The 22,773-nt window shown below is 36.0% G+C and carries 26 protein-coding genes; 14 read left to right on the top strand and 12 right to left on the bottom strand.

Annotated features, from left to right (window positions below; translation table 11 throughout):
* On the bottom strand, positions 1-369 hold a 369-nt coding region (locus J7E52_RS17260), incomplete at its 3' end, for an IS110 family transposase (RefSeq protein WP_214749085.1).
* A gap of 472 nt (positions 370-841) precedes the next feature.
* Between J7E52_RS17260 and J7E52_RS17265 the strand changes: the two genes are divergently transcribed.
* Positions 842-1,162, top strand: coding sequence for a hypothetical protein (locus J7E52_RS17265; RefSeq protein ID WP_214749088.1), 321 nt, complete (start codon positions 842-844; stop codon positions 1,160-1,162).
* A gap of 155 nt (positions 1,163-1,317) precedes the next feature.
* Here the strand turns inward: J7E52_RS17265 and J7E52_RS17270 are convergent, their stop codons facing one another.
* The 3 genes from J7E52_RS17270 to J7E52_RS17280 all read right to left on the bottom strand — a co-directional run bounded on the left by J7E52_RS17270 (position 1,318) and on the right by J7E52_RS17280 (position 3,876).
* Positions 1,318-2,106 carry a hypothetical protein gene (locus tag J7E52_RS17270; protein ID WP_214749091.1) on the bottom strand — a complete coding sequence of 263 codons (789 nt, stop codon included), beginning with the start codon at positions 2,104-2,106 and terminating at the stop codon, positions 1,318-1,320.
* 177 nt (positions 2,107-2,283) lie between these two features.
* Positions 2,284-3,045, bottom strand: coding sequence for a hypothetical protein (locus tag J7E52_RS17275; protein ID WP_214749093.1), 762 nt, complete (start codon positions 3,043-3,045; stop codon positions 2,284-2,286).
* A gap of 21 nt (positions 3,046-3,066) precedes the next feature.
* The gene (locus tag J7E52_RS17280; RefSeq protein ID WP_286197843.1) at positions 3,067-3,876 is read right to left on the bottom strand and encodes an SMODS domain-containing nucleotidyltransferase; all 810 of its coding nucleotides are present in this window, start codon (positions 3,874-3,876) and stop codon (positions 3,067-3,069) included.
* 359 nt (positions 3,877-4,235) lie between these two features.
* Between J7E52_RS17280 and J7E52_RS17285 the strand changes: the two genes are divergently transcribed.
* The gene (locus J7E52_RS17285; RefSeq protein ID WP_095396634.1) at positions 4,236-4,493 is read left to right on the top strand and encodes a DUF2533 family protein; all 258 of its coding nucleotides are present in this window, start codon (positions 4,236-4,238) and stop codon (positions 4,491-4,493) included.
* A gap of 134 nt (positions 4,494-4,627) precedes the next feature.
* Here J7E52_RS17285 and J7E52_RS17290 read toward each other — a convergent pair whose 3' ends face one another.
* The 8 genes from J7E52_RS17290 to J7E52_RS17325 all read right to left on the bottom strand — a co-directional run bounded on the left by J7E52_RS17290 (position 4,628) and on the right by J7E52_RS17325 (position 10,363).
* Entirely contained in the window at positions 4,628-4,816 is a 189-nt protein-coding gene (locus J7E52_RS17290) for a hypothetical protein (RefSeq protein ID WP_214749096.1), read from the bottom strand.
* A gap of 354 nt (positions 4,817-5,170) precedes the next feature.
* A complete protein-coding gene (locus tag J7E52_RS17295) occupies positions 5,171-6,178 on the bottom strand; it encodes a lysozyme family protein (RefSeq protein WP_214749097.1) in 1,008 nt (335 codons plus the stop codon).
* Between the two features lie 4 nt (positions 6,179-6,182).
* The gene (locus J7E52_RS17300; protein ID WP_214749099.1) at positions 6,183-8,063 is read right to left on the bottom strand and encodes a VirB4 family type IV secretion system protein; all 1,881 of its coding nucleotides are present in this window, start codon (positions 8,061-8,063) and stop codon (positions 6,183-6,185) included.
* 2 nt (positions 8,064-8,065) lie between these two features.
* Positions 8,066-8,554, bottom strand: a complete 489-nt coding sequence (locus J7E52_RS17305) for a TraC-like domain-containing protein (RefSeq protein WP_483861540.1) — start codon at positions 8,552-8,554, stop codon at positions 8,066-8,068.
* Between the two features lie 16 nt (positions 8,555-8,570).
* Positions 8,571-9,008: a hypothetical protein gene (locus J7E52_RS17310; RefSeq protein ID WP_214749105.1), complete on the bottom strand. Its 438-nt coding sequence runs from the start codon at positions 9,006-9,008 to the stop codon at positions 8,571-8,573.
* A gap of 15 nt (positions 9,009-9,023) precedes the next feature.
* Positions 9,024-9,371 (bottom strand): TrbC/VirB2 family protein, encoded by a 348-nt coding sequence (locus tag J7E52_RS17315; RefSeq protein ID WP_214749107.1) that lies wholly within the window; start codon positions 9,369-9,371, stop codon positions 9,024-9,026.
* Between the two features lie 39 nt (positions 9,372-9,410).
* A complete protein-coding gene (locus J7E52_RS17320) occupies positions 9,411-9,572 on the bottom strand; it encodes a hypothetical protein (RefSeq protein WP_214749110.1) in 162 nt (53 codons plus the stop codon).
* A 134-nt stretch (positions 9,573-9,706) separates the two neighbouring features.
* On the bottom strand, positions 9,707-10,363 hold the full coding sequence (locus J7E52_RS17325; protein WP_214749113.1) for a hypothetical protein: 657 nt from the start codon (positions 10,361-10,363) through the stop codon (positions 9,707-9,709).
* Positions 10,364-10,726: 363 nt separating this feature from the next.
* Between J7E52_RS17325 and J7E52_RS17330 the strand changes: the two genes are divergently transcribed.
* The 12 genes from J7E52_RS17330 (at position 10,727) to J7E52_RS17385 (ending at position 22,189) form a co-directional block, all read left to right on the top strand.
* Positions 10,727-11,212 (top strand): hypothetical protein, encoded by a 486-nt coding sequence (locus J7E52_RS17330; RefSeq protein ID WP_214749117.1) that lies wholly within the window; start codon positions 10,727-10,729, stop codon positions 11,210-11,212.
* 3 nt (positions 11,213-11,215) lie between these two features.
* Positions 11,216-11,881, top strand: a complete 666-nt coding sequence (locus J7E52_RS17335; RefSeq protein ID WP_214749120.1) for a hypothetical protein — start codon at positions 11,216-11,218, stop codon at positions 11,879-11,881.
* Positions 11,882-11,885: 4 nt separating this feature from the next.
* Positions 11,886-13,790: a VirD4-like conjugal transfer protein, CD1115 family gene (locus J7E52_RS17340; RefSeq protein WP_214749123.1), complete on the top strand. Its 1,905-nt coding sequence runs from the start codon at positions 11,886-11,888 to the stop codon at positions 13,788-13,790.
* Positions 13,791-13,827: 37 nt separating this feature from the next.
* Complete coding sequence (locus J7E52_RS17345) at positions 13,828-14,655, top strand: conjugal transfer protein TrbL family protein (protein ID WP_214749127.1); 828 nt, start codon at positions 13,828-13,830, stop codon at positions 14,653-14,655.
* 15 nt (positions 14,656-14,670) lie between these two features.
* Entirely contained in the window at positions 14,671-15,267 is a 597-nt protein-coding gene (locus tag J7E52_RS17350) for a hypothetical protein (protein ID WP_214749130.1), read from the top strand.
* 259 nt (positions 15,268-15,526) lie between these two features.
* On the top strand, positions 15,527-16,333 hold the full coding sequence (locus J7E52_RS17355; protein WP_214749133.1) for a helix-turn-helix domain-containing protein: 807 nt from the start codon (positions 15,527-15,529) through the stop codon (positions 16,331-16,333).
* A 32-nt stretch (positions 16,334-16,365) separates the two neighbouring features.
* The gene (locus tag J7E52_RS17360; RefSeq protein WP_214749136.1) at positions 16,366-16,917 is read left to right on the top strand and encodes a MerR family transcriptional regulator; all 552 of its coding nucleotides are present in this window, start codon (positions 16,366-16,368) and stop codon (positions 16,915-16,917) included.
* Positions 16,918-17,473: 556 nt separating this feature from the next.
* Positions 17,474-18,103, top strand: coding sequence for an HAD-IA family hydrolase (locus tag J7E52_RS17365; protein ID WP_214749139.1), 630 nt, complete (start codon positions 17,474-17,476; stop codon positions 18,101-18,103).
* 3 nt (positions 18,104-18,106) lie between these two features.
* Positions 18,107-19,492 carry a sensor histidine kinase gene (locus J7E52_RS17370; protein WP_214749142.1) on the top strand — a complete coding sequence of 462 codons (1,386 nt, stop codon included), beginning with the start codon at positions 18,107-18,109 and terminating at the stop codon, positions 19,490-19,492.
* A gap of 31 nt (positions 19,493-19,523) precedes the next feature.
* Positions 19,524-20,114, top strand: a complete 591-nt coding sequence (locus J7E52_RS17375; RefSeq protein ID WP_214749145.1) for a response regulator — start codon at positions 19,524-19,526, stop codon at positions 20,112-20,114.
* A gap of 170 nt (positions 20,115-20,284) precedes the next feature.
* A complete protein-coding gene (locus J7E52_RS17380) occupies positions 20,285-20,791 on the top strand; it encodes a DNA topology modulation protein (RefSeq protein WP_144553253.1) in 507 nt (168 codons plus the stop codon).
* Between the two features lie 507 nt (positions 20,792-21,298).
* Positions 21,299-22,189, top strand: a complete 891-nt coding sequence (locus tag J7E52_RS17385; protein WP_214749148.1) for a GNAT family N-acetyltransferase — start codon at positions 21,299-21,301, stop codon at positions 22,187-22,189.
* The last annotated feature ends 584 nt before the right edge of the window (positions 22,190-22,773 follow it).

The raw sequence follows: 22,773 nt of genomic DNA on the forward strand, positions 1-22,773 counted from the left end.
ACTTTTGGATTGCGTATTATCACGATTTTCTTTGTTTCTTTTGACATGATGAGGATTGACCGTGACGACATCCATGTTTTGTTTGACTAGCCACTTTGAGAGGTTTATCCAATAATGACCGGTAGGTTCCATTCCGACTATCGTGGTGTCTAGGTTTTTCATGTGTTTTAGTTCCTTGATCCAGTTTAGTAAGCTAGTAAAGCCCTCTTCGTTATTTTCAAAAGACAAAGGTTTCCCGACCACAATGCCCCGATAGTTTACAGCACGGGCCACGTGTACGTGTTGGGCAATATCCACACCAACAACTAGATGTTGTTCCGTAATTCTCTCAATTAGTTGATTTTGTTTGTTTTGCATTTTAAAATTCATAGTAGGGCTTCCTCCTTAAGACTTTGAGTTAGATTGGACTCTATACTCGTATCTTACTGAGGGGCTCTATTTTTTTCAAACCTGATATTTAACAATCTACAGGAATGCTAACGGGTGCTTTAGTTGAATAAGAATAACTAAAAAAGTTGATTCCTTGAGATGGAAATCGGCTTTTTTAATAGGTGACATTTCCTTAGCGTTGTAAATCCGCATTTTCCTGACGCTACCCCAAATTTACTTTTACTCTACATGGTAACAGAAAGGTAAGTATAGCGTTAATCTAAAATCCAAACGTAAATTGTAACATATCGGTTTTTATTAGGGGAGGGTTATTTTTTTAACCCTCCCTAACTTTTGGTAAACCTTGTATTATTGAGACAATTATTGAATATTCATTTTCGACTGAAGGTTGTTGCTACATAAAATAATTTCCGATTAGTTATTTATTAACGAGTAAAGGAGGGTTTCTTAAATGAGTAATCAAATGTCTGTACAGTTTCAGAGAGTTATAAATTTTAACGTGAAAGGTGAGAGTGTTTCTGATTATTGGTGTGTACAGATAGGGGATGACAATAGTAATCATTCATTTTTTTATGAGAATTTTGAGGATATTATTGAGGATTGGAAAGAAGAACAAGTTATAGAGAGTTTGAAAACATTTGAAATCCTAGAGGATTTTATAGAGGGTTTAGAATATCAAAAAGGTTTTTACTATCCTTCTAAATCTAATGAAAGTATTTGGGTAGAAATACAAACTTCTAAGCAAAATGAATCTTTTAGACTATCCTCTTAATGGGGTAGCGTCAGGAAAATGCGGATTTACAACGCTAAGGAAATGTCACCTATTAAAAAAGCCGATTTCCATCTTAAGGAATCGACTTTTTTAGTTATTCTTATTCAACTCAAGCACCCGTTAGTTCAACTTTTAAGAATTGATTACCATAGTTCTTAAGATTCAACCGAATCCAATTCTTCTATATCTGCAGTAACCTCAAAATACATTTTGATCCCGGCTACCAACGACGCATCCTCATCAGATAACGGCCCGATATTTAAGGTATACCGTTCATTGAGATTGTTTATCTTCAAACCGTGTAACAAAATCCGTGCTTCTCTCTGGTAACTATACTGGGGAAACTTATAAAACAGTTCTTTTCTTTGATCGGTAGGCTCTATATAAAACTCTTCGTTCTCGAATAAGGTGTAGTTAATGTGAGATATCTCAATTCCAAAACCCTCACGACGGATACCTTGCATAATCTGATCATAAAAAGGTCGTGCTTGAATGATCAATGTTGCCGGTGCATCGTCAGGATGCACATTAAGAACTGCATTTGAAGAAAAGCCACTGTACATTCTTTCATCAAAGTCATGGCGGACCTGCTGCAGCCCAGGCCGAGTTACGTTTTGCAATAAATCAAGGCCGCGAAAAGAATAAAAACAGAACGTAGGAATGAAGTAGGTAGACTTTCTTCTTAACAATACAAAGTCCCCATCAGGTAAAATTTCCAAATCCTCCCCAAGTTTCCCTCGACACTGCTCTATCCTCGGATCCGTCTCCTTTAACCGCGCAAAAACACCCTCATATAAATCACCTTGCTCACTATTTCCGTTGTCCTTGGCAATATTGATGTATTTTCCAGGACAAGAAAAACTGACTTCCCCGTCCTTCAACGCTTTCATCCATTTTGTAGTGCCAAATTTAAAAAGAATCAATGAATTTTCTTCTGGAATCATGGTTTTATTTCCATCCTATTAGTATGATTTTAAAGCTATACAGCCATATTTCATCATAACTTTAAGATAACTCCCCCTTTAGCACAAAATGCTTGTACCTTATTGGGAATGAGTGCTTAACGTGCAAAATTTCCGTTTTGCTGGCTGTACCCCGTTAAATATATTCATCTTCCTACTCTATAAACTAAGGTTTTCTTTAACCTTTTCCCATTCTGATGACACTTTTGGATTTATCTTGTCAAACACTTTTGTTGATGTAAGAATCCCCATACTTGCAACAGTAGTCTCATATCGAAAGACAAGTTGTAAAAGTATGGCTGATACTTTTTTGCTGTTTTTCGTTCCGTTGTTGAGGAATACTTGTCTAAATTCATTAAACAGTTGTTTACAAGATGAACGTAAAATTTCTAATTTTATTCCATTTACAATCAACCCAGTTGTGAAAACTGTTTGAGCAATTATAGAAATGAAATTGATGTTTATTCCATTAATTAACATCAAGGTAAAAAAGAGAAAAATATAAAAAACCACTTTTACTCTTTCTGTCTTCACCATTTCCTCCGTTACTTTCCAAGTAAACAATGTATTTTCAAACACATTCATCCCTAAACGAATAAGCGATTCTTTTTGTGTATTATTATAGAAAAGCTGTGTTTGTTCATCATCTAGTTTGACACCAAGCGCATCAGACAATAAATGTACTCTTCGTTTACTTTGTGCCTCTCGTAATAAAGAAAGACTTACCCAGTTGCTAATAATAAAATAAGCAACGTTAATAATGATAAATACAATATTGATGCCCGTATTCAATAAGGGATTTTTTTCAGTAAAGAAGACCAAACATGAACATAAAACTGAGAACCAGAACAAATAGCCACTCCATTTATTAACCTTTGTTACTAGTTGGAAATAATTATCAACTGTATCAATACGATCCATAAACACTCTCACTTTCTTTTTTTAAAAATCAGGAAATAACTTTTTGATTTCCTCTTCTGCTGTATAAGGCATATTTTCCGATTCATATTCCTTTGTTTTTGCTACAATCTTTTTAGCTCTGTCTACTTTGTCTTTATAACCTTGTGGATCAAACAAAGTATAGTCCATTTTTTCAATTGTACTATATACATAATCTTTGATATTTAAGCAATTCCAATAATAGTCTTCTACAATCGAGTTCTCTAATAGATAAGAAGAGCGATAGTTTCCGTTCAATCGATTCCAATACTTCATCAAACGAACCAACGGTTTAATTTCATAGTAGTTACTTACGTTTTTATCGCTTAACTTTTTATTAAATGCGTTTGGATCAGTCTTCATCCATTCTTCGAATGGGGAAGATTTTGATGGTATATATATGTCACCCCATAAGTCTATTTTTGCAGGTACCAATTCGAACTTGATATGATTTAACTCAAGCACTATGGTTGGATGAGACTGGTAGATTTCTGAGCTTTTATAGTAATAATTCACAAAATCTTTTAAATGATTTAAAAGTGTCTGGGGCTTGTAATTGTTTGGATTTTTAAAAATGACCATATAATCAACATCAGAGTACATATCCGCCTTTCTGGGCAGGATAGTCCCTCTAGTATAAGAGCCAAATTTAAAATGATTATTTAATTCATTTTTATTAAAATATGTAACTAACCGGCTGGCTAATGTATCTATTGATCTGTCAACTTTATCCTTTTCCTCTTGCTTTAAGTTAAGTTTTGAAGCTAGTCCATCAAGGTGAGACTTTACACTCATTTCCTTTCCCCTTTTCATCCTTATTTATCCACCTATTATACCAAATAAGTAGGGGTATAAATGGTGCTTATTCCATGATTAGACATTTTTTATCCCAAAGATAATTTATAGCCCCCGGAAATGAGGGTTCTTTTTTTTTAGTTTCCACAAATACTTGCCAAACATGATAACCTCAATAGACCATTTTTAGGTTAGTCAATCCCAGGAGATGATAACAAACAAAAAAAGCCTGGTATTCCAGACCTCTTTCATAATCACATCCGATGCGTGAATCAACTACCTTTTGGATATATCTTTTATAGTTTTTGCTATTGCTAAAAAAATGATGATGTTAATATAGAAGTAGCTATTAGAAAAAATTATAGGAGTGAAGGACAATGAGTGTACATAAAGCCCTTACGTTACATGCTCAAAAACAAAATCAACTTTTTACTGAATTTTCCCTATTAGACCAACAACGTGAAGATTATATTCAAGAAGCTATAGAATTATGTAAGGCTGAAAAGGATTTTACAACAGACCATATTAATCAAATCACTATGCAAATCAATGTTCTTGCAAACCAAAGGCTAATACCTACTCGTAAATTAGTTACCCCAGAAATGGTTCATTCATATGTGGAGTCATTAAAGTAAAATAATTTACTGATCTCTTAGTCGTAAGAAAAAGCACCGAATATCGGTGTTAACCCTCGACCTCCTAATCAAATATTAAAGATAATTTATAGCCCCCAGAAATGAGGGTTCTTTTCTTTTGAGCATGATCTCGCTCATTTCTTTTCCTTCTTTTCTATTTTATGCAGGATGATAGAGCAAATAATCGTATAGACTGCCAATATCAAAAAATAATAACTTGGAAAATCCTCATATTTTTCAATCGCTGAAAATGTATATATTGCATACAGCACAATAGGAATAAACAATAATAATCGAAGTTTCCACAAATACTTGCCAAACATGATATCCCCTCCTTAAACGCCCATAATTGCGTTGTACTGTGTTTTAACACATTAAATACATAAGCCCTTCCCAATAACATTAGAACACCGTGGCGGTACGTTTAAATGGGTCGTTTTCATTTAAAATGATTGAAAATTAATATTCAAGACCAAAATATAACAACATCGAACCCCCAACCCCCAATCCTTGGGGGCTCGCTCGGCACGTGCCATTCCATTCGGTTTGGAAGACCGTCAAACCAAATGAATTTGGGTAAGCTTTTTGGAATAGATTAGGCATCAACTCCTTAAATTCCTTCCCGTTGGTCAGTCAGACATTTACCGTTGACACCTGCCATGTTTGGTTGTTCTCCCTCAGTTTAAATATGCTAGAGCATCCTCTTTCTTGCCATTTACGCTCAATTCAAAATGTAAGTGCATGCCAGTGGAGGAACCTGTCGTTCCACAATTGCCAATCTGTTGTCCTTGCGATACTTTTTGTCCAGATTGTACCGATATTTTAGATAAATGAGCATATGAGGTTTCCAATCCGTTTGAATGCTTAATGATTACCCGTTGCCCATATCCTGCTTTATGATTATTCGGGTCTTGCCAACCTGCAGTAATGACTTTACCTTCTTTGGCTGCCTTAATTGGAACCGGCTTCTGGCCACAACTGAAATCTGTTCCTGCGTGAAGTTTTGGTTCATTAGTAATTGGATGAATGCGATAACCGAAATTAGATGTGATCTTGCCAATTATCGGTTTGATGAATCCAAAAGCGCTCACTGGTGCTGTTTCTACTTCCAAATACCGGAGCACATTATCGACATAATTAACATCTCCGTACCTATCCCAACCTTGCTTATTTGCCATCATTTCAGAAAATTCAATGGCAACCCGTTTGGAATATCCGCCTCGTTTTAGAGCATATGGGATAAATCCCGTCCCGAAATTATACGATTGAAGAGCAAGTTTCACGTCTCCTTTGGTTTGTTTGATGATGCCAGCGAAGTATTGGACTCCTACATCAATACTTACAGCAGGGTTGTTAATCGTATTCCTTGGCAACCCCAAACTTTCACTTGATTGCATCACATCAGGCAACAACCCACCAGATTCCTGCATGATTTTCGCTAATAAAAGATTTACATGCGCTTCTACACCGTATTTTATGGATGCCTGACGTACCAAGGGTTCATACCGCATTACTTCTGGTGTAACGAGCGCTTTGCCTGTTATGTCACCGTCTATGTCAGGGTTATTTTCTTTCTGATATTGTCCGAAAATGCCACCAATCAAGATAAGTGGAATCATGAGTAAAGGAAACAGCGCTACGAGTACGTAACGCCAATTTTGGATTAAGAATACAGGCACGAACATTTAATCATGCCTCCTTGTTGCCATAAAGGATGTTATAACGTTCGATATCAATGAGCTTCATCTCTTCTGGGGTGTGGTCTACTTCAATGTGAACACGGTTCGTATCAACGACATAGATGCCTTCTCCCCGTTTGGCCTTCAACAATATTTGCCCTTCCTGCTCCGATAGGTCCAATACTCGGTTTTGCTTGATATCATCCAAATCAATGGACGATAACCCTAATATCATCTGACATGTCGAGTTGGCAATGATCGCTTCACCGTAGTTTCGATTCCCTTCAATTGCGCTAAGATAATCGGAAATCTGTTGAGTGGCAACCGTAGCACCACCCTTGTATTTCCGAATACGTTTGTATATTTGATACAAGAACTTCATTGCTCGTGGGTTGTTTGGGTCAGCCATGATATGCGCTTCATCCACGTATAACCGTTTAATACCTTCACGTTGCGTAATTTCATCCCATAAGAAGGACAGCACATTATACATCGCTGCTTGCTGTGAATCTGCTTCTTCGTCCAAGTTTTTTAAGTCAAAGCAAATCATATCTCCGTTTAAATCCACGTTCGTATGCCCATTGAACAGGCGTTTATTTGACCCGTGAACGTATTGCCATAGGATTTCCTTAAATTCTTTCAGTTCTGGATGCTCTTCTAAATCAATTTTGTCATAAAAGTTTTCTAAGGTAGGGAAATCGGTGGCAGTAAATTCGCTGAAATTTGTATCCAGTTTCATGGATGGGGTGTTATCTTCGTAGGTTTTGAGCAAATAACGCTCTATCAGAGCATTTTCTAGGGCGGTAATATCCTTTTTAATCAATCGGAAAAAGATTTTTAATCGCTGGATTTTTTGGAAAAGGAGATGCACGTCAATTTCTTCATCGTCATCACGGGTTAAATCCATTTTATCGGCATGATACCTTATTTCTAATGGGTTTATGATGGTGTTGCTCATTACGGATAAGTAAATCACCTGCCCGCCTAATTTCTTGATTGCTTTGGAAAATTGGCGCTCTGGGTCGATGGAAAAAACCTGTACGCCTTGCATCCAGTAACGCATCATGTCCTTTAACATATAAAAGGTTTTACCCTTGCCAGTACGACCGACTACAAACTCGCTGTGACTATCAAGCAATCCGTATTGATCAACTACCACTAAAGACTCCGTGGTTTTGTTTTTGCCTTTGATAACCCCAGTGGGGTGGAATATTTCCGATTCATCAAATGGGAACATACTTGATAATGCTTCCGAATCCATCGGACGGAATGTCCATTGCGGTAAAGTATTGTTGACCGTGGGTAAAACGGAATAAAACGCTTCTAGCATTTCATGTCTGGGTGCATATCCCTTCAAGCCCGATCTCGATAATATTGCTTGTAATCGTCCCGTGATTCTATCCAATTGTGCTAAGGAATCTGCCTGTAAGTGCAAATACATATGAGTCATGAATACTTTTGTCGTTGTGCCAGATTGAATTTTGGTAAGAAGTTCAGTCGAACTTTCGATTTCCTGCTTTGTTTCAATCAATCGCTGTGGTGTCAGAGCGTTTTTACCTTGTAATCGGGTAGCCAAGTCCATGATGGAGCGATTCAAACTGTTTATCATCTTGTCTGGAGAAGTCGGTTCAATGTGATAACTGACGGATATGTTCTCCTTAAATCGGTAAAGTTTGGTCAGCCAGTTACCTTTTTTACGGTTTGGAAAATCCACTATCACCAATGTTCTGGCGTAATTTTCACCGAATTTCATATACTCCATATCCTCATGAATATAGGCAGGTGCCAGACTATCACGGATGGTCATGAAATCTTGACCGTTATCCAACCAAGTTTCACCCTGTATTTGTTTCTTATTTTTGATCAATTTGCTTGGCAATGCTTTAATCATAATCATTCTCCTCCTGTTATCATTTGTGGGATATATTCGTTTTCAATCGGTAGCAATTGCGCCATTTGATAATCAAAAAATGTATGGAAATACTTGATAATCTCCTTGTTGGTCACCGTTTGTGCCGATAATTCCAGTTCATCCAAACCTGACGTAATGTATAGCGTTTTTTCTTCCAAATCCTTGATAGCATCCATGTACGCTTCTTCCGTGCCATCCTGAATCTGAACTCCATAAATGATGTACCGTTGACGTTGTATCATTTGCTGTGATTTGGTGAAACTCTCGGCATGGGTGATGTATGTCTCCAATAACCCTTGTTTAATGGGGTTTGTTGTGTTTTTTAACATTTCTCTTTGAAGGGTGATGTATTGTGTCAGGTCTACGGGTTGAGAAACGATTGTTTGCTGAATGGGGAACTCAAGACCCGTTAGGAAGTCTTGATATTGCTCAAATACATGATTCATTTCGAAATTAGACATTAGTTCCATGTTCCGCGAAGATATTTTAAGAAGTTTTACTAATTTGTTGTCCTGTGTGACTAGCAGATTTCCATGGACGGCTTTTAATGGAATGGATCTTTGCGCTGTCAGTTTTTGCTTTTGCTCCTTGGTCTTCAATTTCGGAAATAGTTTCATCGTATCGCTCCTTCTCATATCGAAATTCTTTTTGACGTAATTCGTATTTAATCCAGGCCCGTAAGTGGTACATGACGGGGATATTCTTTCTAACTGGCCTATCTGCAATCAAGTACCCTGGGATGAGGATTAGACCTGCTACAACTCCCAATTTGACGAATGGATTGAATGGAAGATAAAAAGTGAGTGCCGATATTATCAAAGGGACGGACAAAGTTTTGATTAACTCGCCCGCCTTGATATCTCCAAACAATTTGACTCCTTCATCAATGGTTTTCGGTATTAAAAACTCCTTTTTTTCAATCATGAGTGGTTTCCCTCCTTACTTGACCATGCCAGCAATCCAATTCAGCAAGATTCCTGCTGTTAAAACAAAAATCAAGATGCCTCCCGTACCTTTGATGCCATCAATAATTTCTGCTTTTTTATGTGAGTTGGTTCCTGCGAATTTGTACATCACCCCGTAAATGATGCAACCTAATATGGCCGCAGGTATGGATAATCCAATTAACAGGTCTGCTATACCGTCAATTACCTTTTTATATTTCGCTTCCGGTGAGGCAGCTGCCATTGCGATTTTAGGAGCGAACAATATTGCACCCATTGTTACACCTTGTATGCTCTTCTTGAAAATTTGATTTGCTTTCAAACGCTCGATAAGTGATTTCATTAAAATCTCCCCTTTTTGGTTGTTTTAAAGTATATATGATTATTTTCGACGGTTTAAAAACTCTGTTATGGCAAGTTCTACAACTTCCTTCTTCTTCATGCCATTGGTTATAGCATATATGGACATTTGCGTGAACACATTCCTATTGATGATTGTTGCTAGGTTAGCAGTGTCATTGGTGATTTCTTCTGGTTTATCCAACTGGTTCAGCTCCTTTCATCATTTAAAAGTATAGTTGATTACATTTAGCATACATGTAAACATTAAACCATGCAACCATTATTTTTATAAATTATAGAAAAAAGAATACCCCGAATCAGGGCATCCTTGTCATATCAAGCATTTTCCAACTCAAAAATTTTATTTTCGCTCATAAAAGCATTGTACAAACAAGATTCTACGTAAAAATGAAGTGGAACTCCTGACTCTGCTGATCTTGCTAAAGCATCTTCATATATGTGTTTGGGTATGTTGTACGTTGTTAATTCTCGTTCGCTTTCTTCAAGGTCAGGGACACTTTCATATTTTCCGTTTTCAATCGACTGGGCAACCAATAGCCCTACATTTATATATTTTTCTTCAGCATATTGATACAACTTATCTTTTATTTGTTTATGTAATGGCAATGTAAGTTTATGATTTTCGCCTTGTACTTCATTAACTGGAGGAAGGTTCTCAAAATAATCCGATACAACAAATCCAATAAAAGCATTTTTTTTCATATTAAAATCAGTCGTGTATTGTTCCACTTTATTCACTAAATGAATCGGCATTGAAATCGGAAAATGCTCTTTTTCTAATATGATTTTATTTTCTATATTGAGCAGTTTTTCTTGTGTTATTCCTTCTTCAAATTGTTCAGCGAGTGCGTACATTATCATGCTCGCTCGGGAAACACTTAGATTTTTGGATGCTGTCATTATTCGGTTTTTTGCTTCACTCGATAATTTAACCGATACCCGTCTTGTTTCTCCACGGTTTAATCTTGGCACGTTGTTCACCTCGTTTCCTTAATCATTTATCTCCTGTCTAATGTATTCTCATTCGCTCTTGAAAATCCTTTGATACCCAGCAAATCAAGTTCAAAAGAGGAAAAACAACAGGTCAAGATCTTCGCCAAATTCCCCCTTGAATAAGGGTGGCGGAGATAAAAGCAGTCATACGACTGTTTTAAAGCCTTGCTACGCAAGGTCTGATTGTTATGTCATTATTTGGTTGCTTTTCATAAAACAATCATTTATACTTTATTTTAAGCATACTATAGGTTATGACAAGGGGCAAAAAAGCAGGTTTTTTATTTTTTTATTTAATTTAATCAACTATACTTTTAAATGATTAAAAAGGAGATGTATCAAATGGGAGTTAAAGAGCGCAAAACGTACAATCTGGATTCCGGTGTGGTTGAGAAATTCGAAAAAATATGTAAGAAAAAAGGTTTGAGTTATTCAGGACAAATGGAAATGATACTCGAACATTTTGTGGCAAAAGATGATGAAAAGTTCGTTGATGAAATTCAGGCTCCACGTATCGAGGCATTGGTCGAAAGAGCATTAAATAAACATACCAACCGGATGGCAGCCATGATTCATAATTCGCATGTAGATTCAAAAGCAGTATTAATCGGATTGCCCACGATCTACAAGAAAATGATTGGAGTGATGGAAGCAAGTATCCGACTTCATATGGAAGATGAATTGTTGGCCGATGTTGAAACCACTTTACAAAGCAAATACGGAAGTGAAGCACTTGCCATGCGAATGATGGGTGAATGGAGAACAGTCGCTAAAGAAATGGTAATCGAAGAATCCAAGCAGGGACGCAAACAAAAGGATGCCATGTAAGAAATGGGAGCGTTCGTCTCCAATATTTATTTCAAGAATTTAAACGATGCCAAGAACAAAACGAAATATATTTGCTTCCGAGAACGTCAGGGCGAAAAAGAACGACTCGGCATATTCAGCAAAGACAATGATAATGCCAGTTTGAAAGGTTTTCAAAAACTGCTCGATGATAAGAAAACAAGTCATTCATCCGTTGCTGTTGCCCATGAACTTGTATTTTCAATGAGCCGGAACGAATGGGAGCGAAGTGGATTTGAACCTGGCGATTATAAAACATTCATTCGTGAAGTAATGAGTAGGTACGAAATGACCTCAGGAAAACGCCTAGAATGGGTCTCTGCGGAACATTTAAACGATAACAATCCTCATGCCCATGTAATGATAAAAGCCGTGTATCATGACCGTGACGGGGTTCCATTTCGGTTAAGGATTGATAAACCTGACCGTGAAGTGTTCCGAGAAATCTTCCAAGAGGTCAAAAACGATATCCGAGGATTTGAATTGCAACCGCCACAAAGAGAATGGGAACAATCCAAGGAAAACATGAAAAACAAAAATAAAGCAAAGAACACTGCCAGACCTTTATTGGAAAGTTTGAAAAGGAGAATCGAAGAATCACGCAGACAAGGAGAACGTGAACGGGAAAACGATTATGAATATCGGAGGTAATGAAATGAAAATTGATAAAAAAATTCTTGCCAAATCGTTGATATCAAACGGTTTGATAATTGGCACAGTGGATTATGTTGCTGTATCTTCCACGGTGTACCTTCCGAAATTATTCGGTGTCATTCCTGACCCAGAAAAGATGACAGCAGTAAGCAATTATTTTTTAAATGAATGGATGACGAATCCTTCGAATGCTTTACATTCGGCAATTCAAACACCAGAAATTCAATTAGGAGCATTGTCCCTATTCCTTGGTTTGACCGTTAAGGATTTATGGAATAGTCGGAGACATAAGGTTGAAAAAGCATCTGAATATGGAGCATTCGGAACATCCGACTTTATAAAATTAAAGGAAATCGAAACGGATACACAAGATTTTTCACTGGATTTGGGAACAGCAGGAACAATCATTGGCATGATCAATGGAAAACCTATCATCCACCGTGAAAGCAGTTATAAGAATCGTAATGTTATGGTGTTCGGTATCTCTGGGACTCAAAAATCCAAGTCATATATCATCCCAAACATTTTAAATACGGATAGTGATTCCATTATCGTTACTGACGCAAAAGGCGAATTGTACGAAACTACAAGTGAAGCAAAACGGAAACAAGGATATAAGGTACATTTGATAAGTTTCGATTTAACCGAAAATGAAACCTCCGATAAGTACAATTCATTGGATTATATAAAATCGGACGTAGACGCTGCCGAACTTGGAAATACACTCGTCATTAATGCGAACGGTCTTCCCGCCAATGGAGATTCATTTTGGATAAATTCAGAAGCAGGTGCAATTGCCACTCTTGCCCTGTATGCAAAGTACTTTTTGCCAAAAGAACAACAGCATTTGGGAAGTGTATATAACATCTTGGTCAGCAACCCAAAAGCATTACATCATATGTTTAAAGATATTCCAGACAATCACATCGTTAAGCGCTCTTATAATGGATGTATCGGCAACAAAGAGGAAAAAATGCGTGCTCAAATAATGGGTGGAGCATCGTCTGCCATTGATTTATGGAAATACGATGAAACAAGGAATCTCACATATACATCAGATTTCAATCTTCAAGACCTTGGCAAAGAGAAAATGATCATTTATGTAAAGATGCCAGTTGGCAAAAAATATTCAAGACCTTTAATCGCCACATTCTTTAATCAATTATTCGAACAACTGTATAAATTGGCGGAAGGTAATCACGGTACTCTACTTAGACCAGTAAGGATGCTGTTGGATGAATTTGCGAATATCGGTCAAATACCGATGTTTGAGGAAAGATTGTCCACCACACGGAGTTTGGGAATCTATGTAACACCTGTACTACAATCCTTGGAGCAGTTACGAAACAGATACGGACATGAAAAAGCATCGGAGATAATGGATAACTGCGATACTCATATCTTTCTTGGTACGAATGACAAGGATGCTCAAAAACATTTCAGTGAGAAACTAGGCATTACCACCATTCGCATACAAGGTGAATCGGAATCGAAGAATGAACGAGGTGAATCTTCTGGCGAATCCAAAAATTACGTTCAGCGACCTTTGATGACGGCTGATGAAATCAATCGACTGCCAGATAACAAATCAATCGTGTTCATGAGGACTAAACAACCCATGATGTTGGATAAGGCATTTTACACGAAACTTAAACCTCTGGCCGATCTCATGGAAAGCAAAGTGAAATTACATGACTATCAATCAGCAACATCAATTCCATACGATATATACGAACCGCCAAAATTCAAGGAAGCAAAAGAAAAACCTAAATCGAAACCGAAGGTCGACCCACTGGATGAAATGATGGATTCACTGATGGCACAGATGCCACCGGATGAAGAACAACATGAACCGGTTGCTGTACGGTCTAAAGCACAGACCATGATAGACGATTTTGATATTTAATCAAATATGCTTTTAAATGATTAGGAGATGATGGATAATGTTAGCAGAGTGGATAAATGATTATTTAATCGGTTTGATGGAAGGATTCTTGCAAGGTGCTTGGAAGTGGTTGGACGTGTTTATGCTAAGTCCTACAAGTTTCAAAGACCAAGAAGATGGCGTTATCGGTGAAGTTCAAAATTTCATGATGTATTCATCCGTTGGGATCTCCACTCTATTTATGATTTTCGCTTTTCTGAAGGAATTGACCAAGAAAATGGGCGGTTACTCCAATCGTGGCAACTCTGAAATCCTTTCTAAAGGCATCTTAGGCATTGTTTTTGCCTATACCGCACCTTGGATATTAATCAGTGTCCTGCTAAAGATATCGAACGCAATAAGCGCCATATTCTTAGATAAAAATATCAATGTCGATACTTTAAAAAAATTGATGGACGTATCGAATAACGTTTCATCTGCTCTAGTAATTACCGTGTTCTTTCTAACAATCACTATTTTGTGGATGATGATGCAATACCTCGTTCGCTTCGGTCACATGATGGTTTTATGGGTATTAGCACCTTTCGCGGCTACCACAATGGTCAATGAAGAAATGAACATCTTTCCTGCTTGGTGGCGTGAGGCGTGTGCAGTCGTGCTGATGCAACCATTACAGTTATTGATTTTATATATCATCGTGAATTTGGTCGGTGGAGGGAAAAACATCGAAGATTATTACTTGGCAATCGGTTTAATGATAGTGCTCATTTTTTCCCCTGGATGGCTACGGAAATTCTTATTTTCAACTGGTGCAGGCAAAACGATGATGGGAGCTGCAGGTGGAGCAGGAAGAATGGCCATGTACAAATTAATCATGAAACGATAAAGGAGATGTGTTTATATGAAAATCGAAAATAAGAACCAAGGTCTAATACTCCTTGGTTTTCTCGTTTTATTTATCGCTATTGTCACTGTTGCATCTTATTTGCCATTTGTCGGTGTCAAGAACGCTCCTAATCAAGAAACCTATACAAATACACACGATGAACAAATAAACGCCACTGACACCGAAGCCGTGACGAATAAAACGTATAATTTCTTCGCTACTTTTAAAGACGGTGTGCCTCTTAATGAAAATGTTTTTACTGATCTGACTTATCAGCATTTCAATAATGATTTTCTTGTGAACACATTGCCAAATGAAAAAGATAAATTGTTCGGAATATATGGATATGGCAAATTAACACACTCATTTACCACTATGGAAGGATTACAAGAGGAAGGAGGAATATCATCATTTGAAATTGTGGACGTACAGAAGGACAATGTAAACAGGACAATTACAACCTATGTAAGAATGGATGCTTTGGAACTTAACGAGGTTCATTGGATTGAATGGCGGGATATACCGGAGGAAGGATGGAAAATCAATGCTGTATCATTTGACGGGAATATTGAAGCATTATCCGCCCCCATTTCACCGAAACAGCAATTTTAAAATCTCGTAAAATGACTATTTTATACTTGTCTACACTGGTCGAAAAAAGGGTGATATAATAAAAAAAAACGAGAATCTGGTAAATTCTCGCTTTGTCGGAGGCCTGCAAGCCCCACTTTGTGCTGTCGGAGCACGATATAATGTTATGTTGCATTTTCTTCCTGTATTGTGGAACGAAATTGTAACTATCAGTGTATCTATTTGTATTTATTATAGCAGGCTTTCCAACGAAAATTCAACCGTTGGAGGTATTAAAGTTATGGAAAATAATTTTTCAAGTAGAGTAAAGCAATCATTTACAACGTATCAAAATGATCTAGTGCAGGATAAAACGATTTTCGAAAATGCTAATCAGAAATTGGGATACATGTTTTTATATTCATATGCGAATGCAAATTCAATATTCCCGAGTATCCCGTCAATTGCTACAGCGATTTGTGCATCAGAACGTACCGCAATGAGGGTTGTACAAGATTTGGAACGACTCGGATTCATTGAAGTTAAACGAACAAAAGGAAAATCAAATATATATATATTGAATGACTACTACGAGGTTGTTGAAGTTTTTTTGACTAGTGACAAATTGTCACCAGTGTCAGAATGTCATGAGGGTAGTGACAAATTGTCACCGGTACTAGTGACAGATTGTCACACTAAAACTAATAACTTAAAACTAAAAAATAAAAAGAAAAATAGTAGTAGTGCTAATCGCGATTCTATTGATATTAAATTAAAAGAAAAATATCAAAACATACCCACCGAAGAGTTTAATAGAATTAAAGAAAATATGCTGAATGATGAACGGTTGGATACTAAAACCGACAATCAATATAAAGGTTTGCTTGAATATCGGTTAAAAAATTGGAAACCTGCTCCACCGAAAAAGAAAACAAATAAGCGAATGAACATTATCCGTACTGAAGAAGTTCCAGAATGGATTAAAGACAAGGAACCTAAACAAGCAGAAAAAGAATTGATCGCCACTGATGAAGATACTGAAACGAAAAAAGCAGAGTTATTAAAACAATGGGCTGATTACAAACGTAAAGAAGGAATTGTTGATTGATATGTCGTATGATATGGCAGAGGTGAGTTGATATGTCAAATGACAATGAAAATCAAATCTTATCGTCTGCTAAAGAAACCGCGACAATTTTGGGGATACAGAACTCCACGTTACGGAAGTATTGTCAGATGCTCGAAAAATCAGGATATCGCATACATAAGAACGACCTCGGGCATCGTGGGTTCTTCCCCAAAGATATTGCATTAATCAAACGTATTATAGATGTGTCCAAATCAACTGATATGACCCTTGATGTGGCGATTTCCTCAGTGTTATCAACGGTTGGCGAACCTGAGAAATCAGACAGCGACACAACAGAAATCGCTGAAAGTCCATATATTACTAAAGCTGAATTTGAAGAATATCAACTGACACAGGCGGAAATGCAAAAAGCGCTCTTTGAAAAGCAATCGGCATTAATCAAGGATTTGGTCGGAAGGTTAGAACAGCAGGAAAAGTTCAGCAGACGGATTCAAGAAAAAGAAAAAGAGCAGGATCTTGCTCAAAAACAAATCGAGGAACAAGCAGAAAATGAGGTCGCTGCTTCTCAACAGAAAAAGTCATGGTGGAAGTTTTGGGGATAATGTCGGTATTTTGGTCATAATCATATGGCATACATACAATGCAACGATTCTATATTAATCGCTCGGTGGTGGAATCGTTGCAGACATTTTATCCAGAAAGTTGCATACGGGATGCAAGACTACTTTACATAATGGCAGTTCTAGGCAGTTCTTACTTTTCACAAATCCAGTGATACCAAGGTCATTTCAAATGACCTTAAATTATCAAATATACAGGATTTTATACATCGTTGATTTAACAGCATTTGTCGGAAGGTAATTTTAAATTACTTTCATTAATTTTGCATAAATTAGGGGTGATATATCATGGAGCGAAAAATGTGTTTATATTGCGCTAAATGGGATAATATCAGCGACATGACACCATTGTATGAACAGGGCAAAGAACGTGCTGACTACTATTGCGAACGCTGTGTAACTCACGTTAAAATCAACCTTCGGAAATTGCCATATCATCACCTGTTCACATGGGGGACTAAAGGACAGGTTTAAAATGCTCTGGTCACATCAGCATGACGCACTCTACAATTTACAAATAAACTCCAAGGAGAACGATATGTCCAAGGTTATACTTTTCAATTTCAATGGAACAATTGTAAATACAAAATCTTTGGCAATTGATATTTTTAATGAAATAGCCGAAAGACGTGGTTATAAAAAAATCAACAATAAAGATATTCATTATTTGAGCACATTATCAATACGTGATAGGTGTAAAAGACTTGATGTACCCATTTATCAAATGCCCTGGGTGGGGTTGCAAATAAAGCAAAGGTATCAACAATACATTCCTAATTTAAAATCTGTAGACGGCATAAATGAGGTGATTCACGAATTAAAACAAAAGGGGTTCCGTTTAGGGTTTTTGACAACCAATTCGCGTGTTGTGACTACCCAGTTTTTAACAAATAATTCAATTAATATTTTTGATTATACTCATTATTCGTTTAATCCTTTTTCTAAAGCAAAAGACATTTCTTCTTTTCTTAAAAGTAATGGATTAAACCGCAATGAAGTCATCTATATAGGCGACGAATTAAGAGATATTAAAGCTGCTAAAAAGAATCAACTTTGTTGTATAGCAACATCTTGGGGCTACGATTCTATTGAACTCTTAAACGAAGGACATGCAGACTATATTGCACAACTGCCGAAAGACATTTTAAACATTGTTTCGAGGTTGTGACCTATGTTATTCATTTTCGTTTTTAATTTATTATTTTCGATCATCTTATTCGTTAGTCAACCTAAAGAAAATGAAGCTAATCGCTGGATGATTGCATTCGCTATGTCAGCTGGCATAGGTGCGCTATCAGAATCATTAGTGAGTGACATTATACCGACGCTTCAAAAAATGGAAGTAATATTTCTATTACCTTTTCTTTTTCAAGTGCATATTTATTTTCAATTTCTAGGTGAAGTTATTTCTCCTTATGCGATCCTTATGTACTCGATTGTATATTCGAAAATAATCAAGGTTGAGATTAAGAAAAAGTTATCGTACATTCTGACAATTCCAATGGTTTTTATGGTATTCGTTACCGATTTTTATCCAGACATTGCAATTAATTTTCGAGTATTGTTAGTATGGGCTGCCCCGTATTTCTTAATTGCAAGTTACATAATGTTCTACACCTTTCGTAGTGAAATAAACATGTATCAAAAACAGAGTAAATTTCGAGTATTTATTGTATTGGTTCCTGCTTGGTTAGGTGTCTTCCTCTTTAATTACGTTTTTCGAGCAATCAACCCACACACAGAATTATTTCGCTTGGTCCCAACATTTTTTTTTATAGCCTATATGTTATTTGTTGCCTATATTTTTCTACATGGTGCTTTCGGAATCAAGGTCAAAATAGAACAACAACACATATTAGACAAGTCGATGCAGATTATGAGTGGAGGAACAGCAATTTTAAACCACACGATTAAGAATGAAGTTAGTAAAATTAAATTTTTCTTCAATATCGCTAAAGATTCAATTGAAAAAAAAGACTTTAATGAAGCTAAAAACTCAATCGAATCCGTTTTTTCAGCAATTGAAGGTATTGATAATATGGTCGATAGAATTAGGTCAAAAACGGAAGAAATTGTTCTTAAAGAAACAAGTGTTCAGCTAAAGGAACTTATTAGAGATTGTATCGATAAAATACAACCTATTTGTAATTCAAAGGGTATTGAAATAAAGACTCAGTTAAAAGCTGATGTTACGTTACATTGTGACAATGTTCTGTTAGCAGAAGCAATTAATAATATTTTAAATAATGCTATGGAAGCTATTATTGTTCCAAAAGGTCAGATACTTGTTCAATTGTTTAAGATAAAAAATGGAATAAGTATTGAAGTAAGCGATAATGGTATCGGAATCCCAAAACAAGAAATGAAACGAATTATGGAACCGTTCTTTTCAACCAAGAAACAAATAAAAAATCATGGATTAGGACTAAGTTTTTGCTATAAAGCAATTCGAGCTCATGATGGCGAGATATTTGTTCATAGTGAAAAGGATAAAGGGACTTCTGTCATTATCCAGTTCCCTAAATCTCGAATAAATCCAACAAAACTGAACGCTTAACTAATCGTATAGTTTTGAAATGGAGGATAAAATGAAAGACAACAAGAATATAAAAGTGGTATTAGTAGAAGATGACCCTTTTTGGCAGAAAAATATAGCCAAGTATATTAAAAAAGAGACAGATAATATCGATGTCGTTGACGTTGTTGTATGTAAGGAAGAAATGCTAGAAGTTTTAAAAAAGGAACCTGAAATAGATGTTGTATTAATAGATATTAATCTAACTAGAGCTAATTTGGATGGAATTGAGATTATAGAAATATTAAGCAATCAGGGAATTAAAACAATTGCCCTTACTTCAATTGTTGATGAAGAAGTCATTATAAATTCCTTTGAATCTGGAGCAATCAATTATATAAACAAGTCCAGTATATTTGACATCATATCAGCTATACAGGAAGCTGTTGAAGGTAGAAACCGAATACATTCCGATGCTTCACAAGCCTTACTATCCAAAATAAAGGAAGAAAAGAAAATACGGTTACTTACCTCCTCGGAACAGGAAATTTATAACCTTCAACAAAAAGGGTATAGCCGAAAGAAGATTGCAGAAACCCTTTTTAAATCTGTAGAAACGGTTAAAAAACAAATTCAGTCCATTAAAAAAAAATTAAATGCTTAATAATTTGGCTTCTCAAAATAGGGAGCCATTTTTTTACAGGTGCGTTAGCTGAAGATCAGAGCTGTCTTTAAGGCAGCTTTTTCGTATGGAACTAAAGGGACAGGATTGTTTAAGAAGGATTATTACCCTTTTTTGTGGAATTAGTTTGCTTTTATAAGGGGAGGTATCTGGTGAAAAAAATTGTAATTATTGGTTCGGGGGGTTCTGGAAAATCCACTTTGGCAAAGCAGTTAGGTGAAAAGTCAAAAAGAAATGTTTATCATCTTGATGCATTATTCTGGAAACCTAATTGGGTAGGTGTTCCAAGAGATGAACAAAGCAAAGTTCAAAAGGAATTAGTTAAAGAAGAAGAATGGATTATTGATGGAAACTATGGTGGGACAATGGAGATAAGACTTAATGCAGCCGATACAATAATCTTTCTTGATATTCCGAGAACAATTTGTGTATTTCGTGCATTTAAAAGAATTCTTCAATATCGTAATAAAACAAGACCAGATATGGGAGAAGGTTGCGAAGAAAGGTTTTCCTTTGAGTTTTTTAAATGGATATGGGAGTATCCCAAGACGAAAAGACCTAAAATTTTAGAGAGACTTGATCAGTTGTCTAAAGATAAAGAAGTTATTATCTTAAAATCACCAAAAGATGTTCGATATTTTTTGGAAAAAGTGCAATAACTATAACTTCTTGTTTAGCTAACGGGTACTTTACTTTTATATGGGGCTGGAAACAGCTCCATTTCTTATGCAACTAAAGGGGCAGGTTAGTTGCATAAGAAGGATACTAACTTATACAGATTTACAACATTTCCTAAATGATATATAGTTATTACGAAATTATTTTGAAAAGAGGTTTTGATTTTATATGATGAAACTTATTAATCGCTAATTTAAATTCAAAAATGAATTTTATAGTGTAAAAGGAAAATTAAGGATTTGTCCTTAGTTTTATTTAGTTTACTTTTTACACATAGCGATTAAAAAGACATTATATCCTATCAAATCAATTTTAAGTGATTTCCTATCCCTTAACGGGAGTAGGTTTATTCATAATGGACTTAAATTTGACTATGAGAAGGTTATTCTTCTTATAGTCTTTTTTTCGTCTTATTTTGGATGAGCAAAATGGTAACAACTCTTTAGTTATAAAAAACACTAAAATTATTAATGAAAAGGGGTTTTATTATGAATGATTATCAATTAGTAAGTGACTACAAGTACATTGAAACATATAAGGAAAGCTTTAATGAATTGGCTAAAATGATCTTTAAGATTGATTTTAAAAAATGGTATGACAAAGGGTGTTGGAACGACAACTATATTTGTTATTCATACGTTGATGGAGATAAAGTGATTGCAAATGCCTCCATAAACAAAATGACGGTTGTATCTAATGGTAAAGAATATAAAGCCATACAAGTTGGCACGGTTATGACGCATCCCGATTACCGTAATCAAGGTTTATCTGGGAAACTGATGAATCACATCATTGATAAATATGAAAAGGAATACGACTTTATCTACTTATTTGCAAATGAAACAGTGCTAGATTTTTATCCTAAATTTGGATTTAAAAAGGTACAAGAAAGTATTTTTTCTTTGAACATATCAGATTTGAAAATACAACCAGCAAAAACAAATACTCTACGTCGGTTAGATACAGATAATAAAAATGATTTCCAAATTATGAAAAGGTTTGCTGCTGAAAGAATACCTGTATCTTCAATATTAGGAGTGGAAAATAATGAACATCTATTAATGTTTTACTTTATATTAGCATTTAATGACGCGATTTATTATATCGAAGAGGATGATGTGATTGTTATATATAAACAAGAGGATGCTCATCTTCATATGTTTGATATAATCAGCAAAAAAAGAGTTGAAATAGATACAATTTTAAATCATATTGTTTCTGCTGACACGAAGATAATTAAGTTCTATTTCACACCAGATTATGATATTAAAAACATCCACAAAGAGTTAATAACAGAGAGTGATGATACATTGTTCGTTCGTCCGTTATTAAAAGATGGAACAAAACATTTTTTATTTCCATTAACATCACATTCATAAAATTTCTGATGCTACTCCAAATATCGTGCCAGTTAGTATGAAGAAAACTATCTTAATGAACTCCCTCAGTTTAATAGATAATGCTCACGAATACTCGCTTATTCGCAGGATTTCAAACCACATGGTATAGGTTGTTTTAGATGAACGAAAGAGATCGGACCGTTTTGATAAGATGAGGGCAGATTGAAATAGGGGATCTGTTAAAAATCCCATATTATTACATATGCTGCACGCATTTTCCACGTTGCCCCTGGATGCTTTCCCTCCCATGTCTCAACGGGTCATAATCCTATGCCCTTTCATTCCTTCGTCATGCCTATCCAAGGGGTGGAGGCCGGTTTTGCTAACGGAACGGGTCATTGCCCTTTTGTTCATTACATCCAGTACTTCGTGCTTTCTTTGAAATCCTACGAATAAGCCAACTTTCGTTAAATAACCATGTCAATCTATTAAATTTATACTGCTAGTTGTTCAAGAGGGAAGACCATTTCCGGTTTATAGGCAGAGCCATTACGAGCAATCCCTACTAGGACACGGGCGAGTTTTCCACATAGTTTCATGATGGATTTCATTTTCTTAATCTT

Source organism: Bacillus sp. ISL-34 (genome assembly GCF_018613325.1).
GTDB lineage: Bacteria > Bacillota > Bacilli > Bacillales > DSM-1321 > Peribacillus.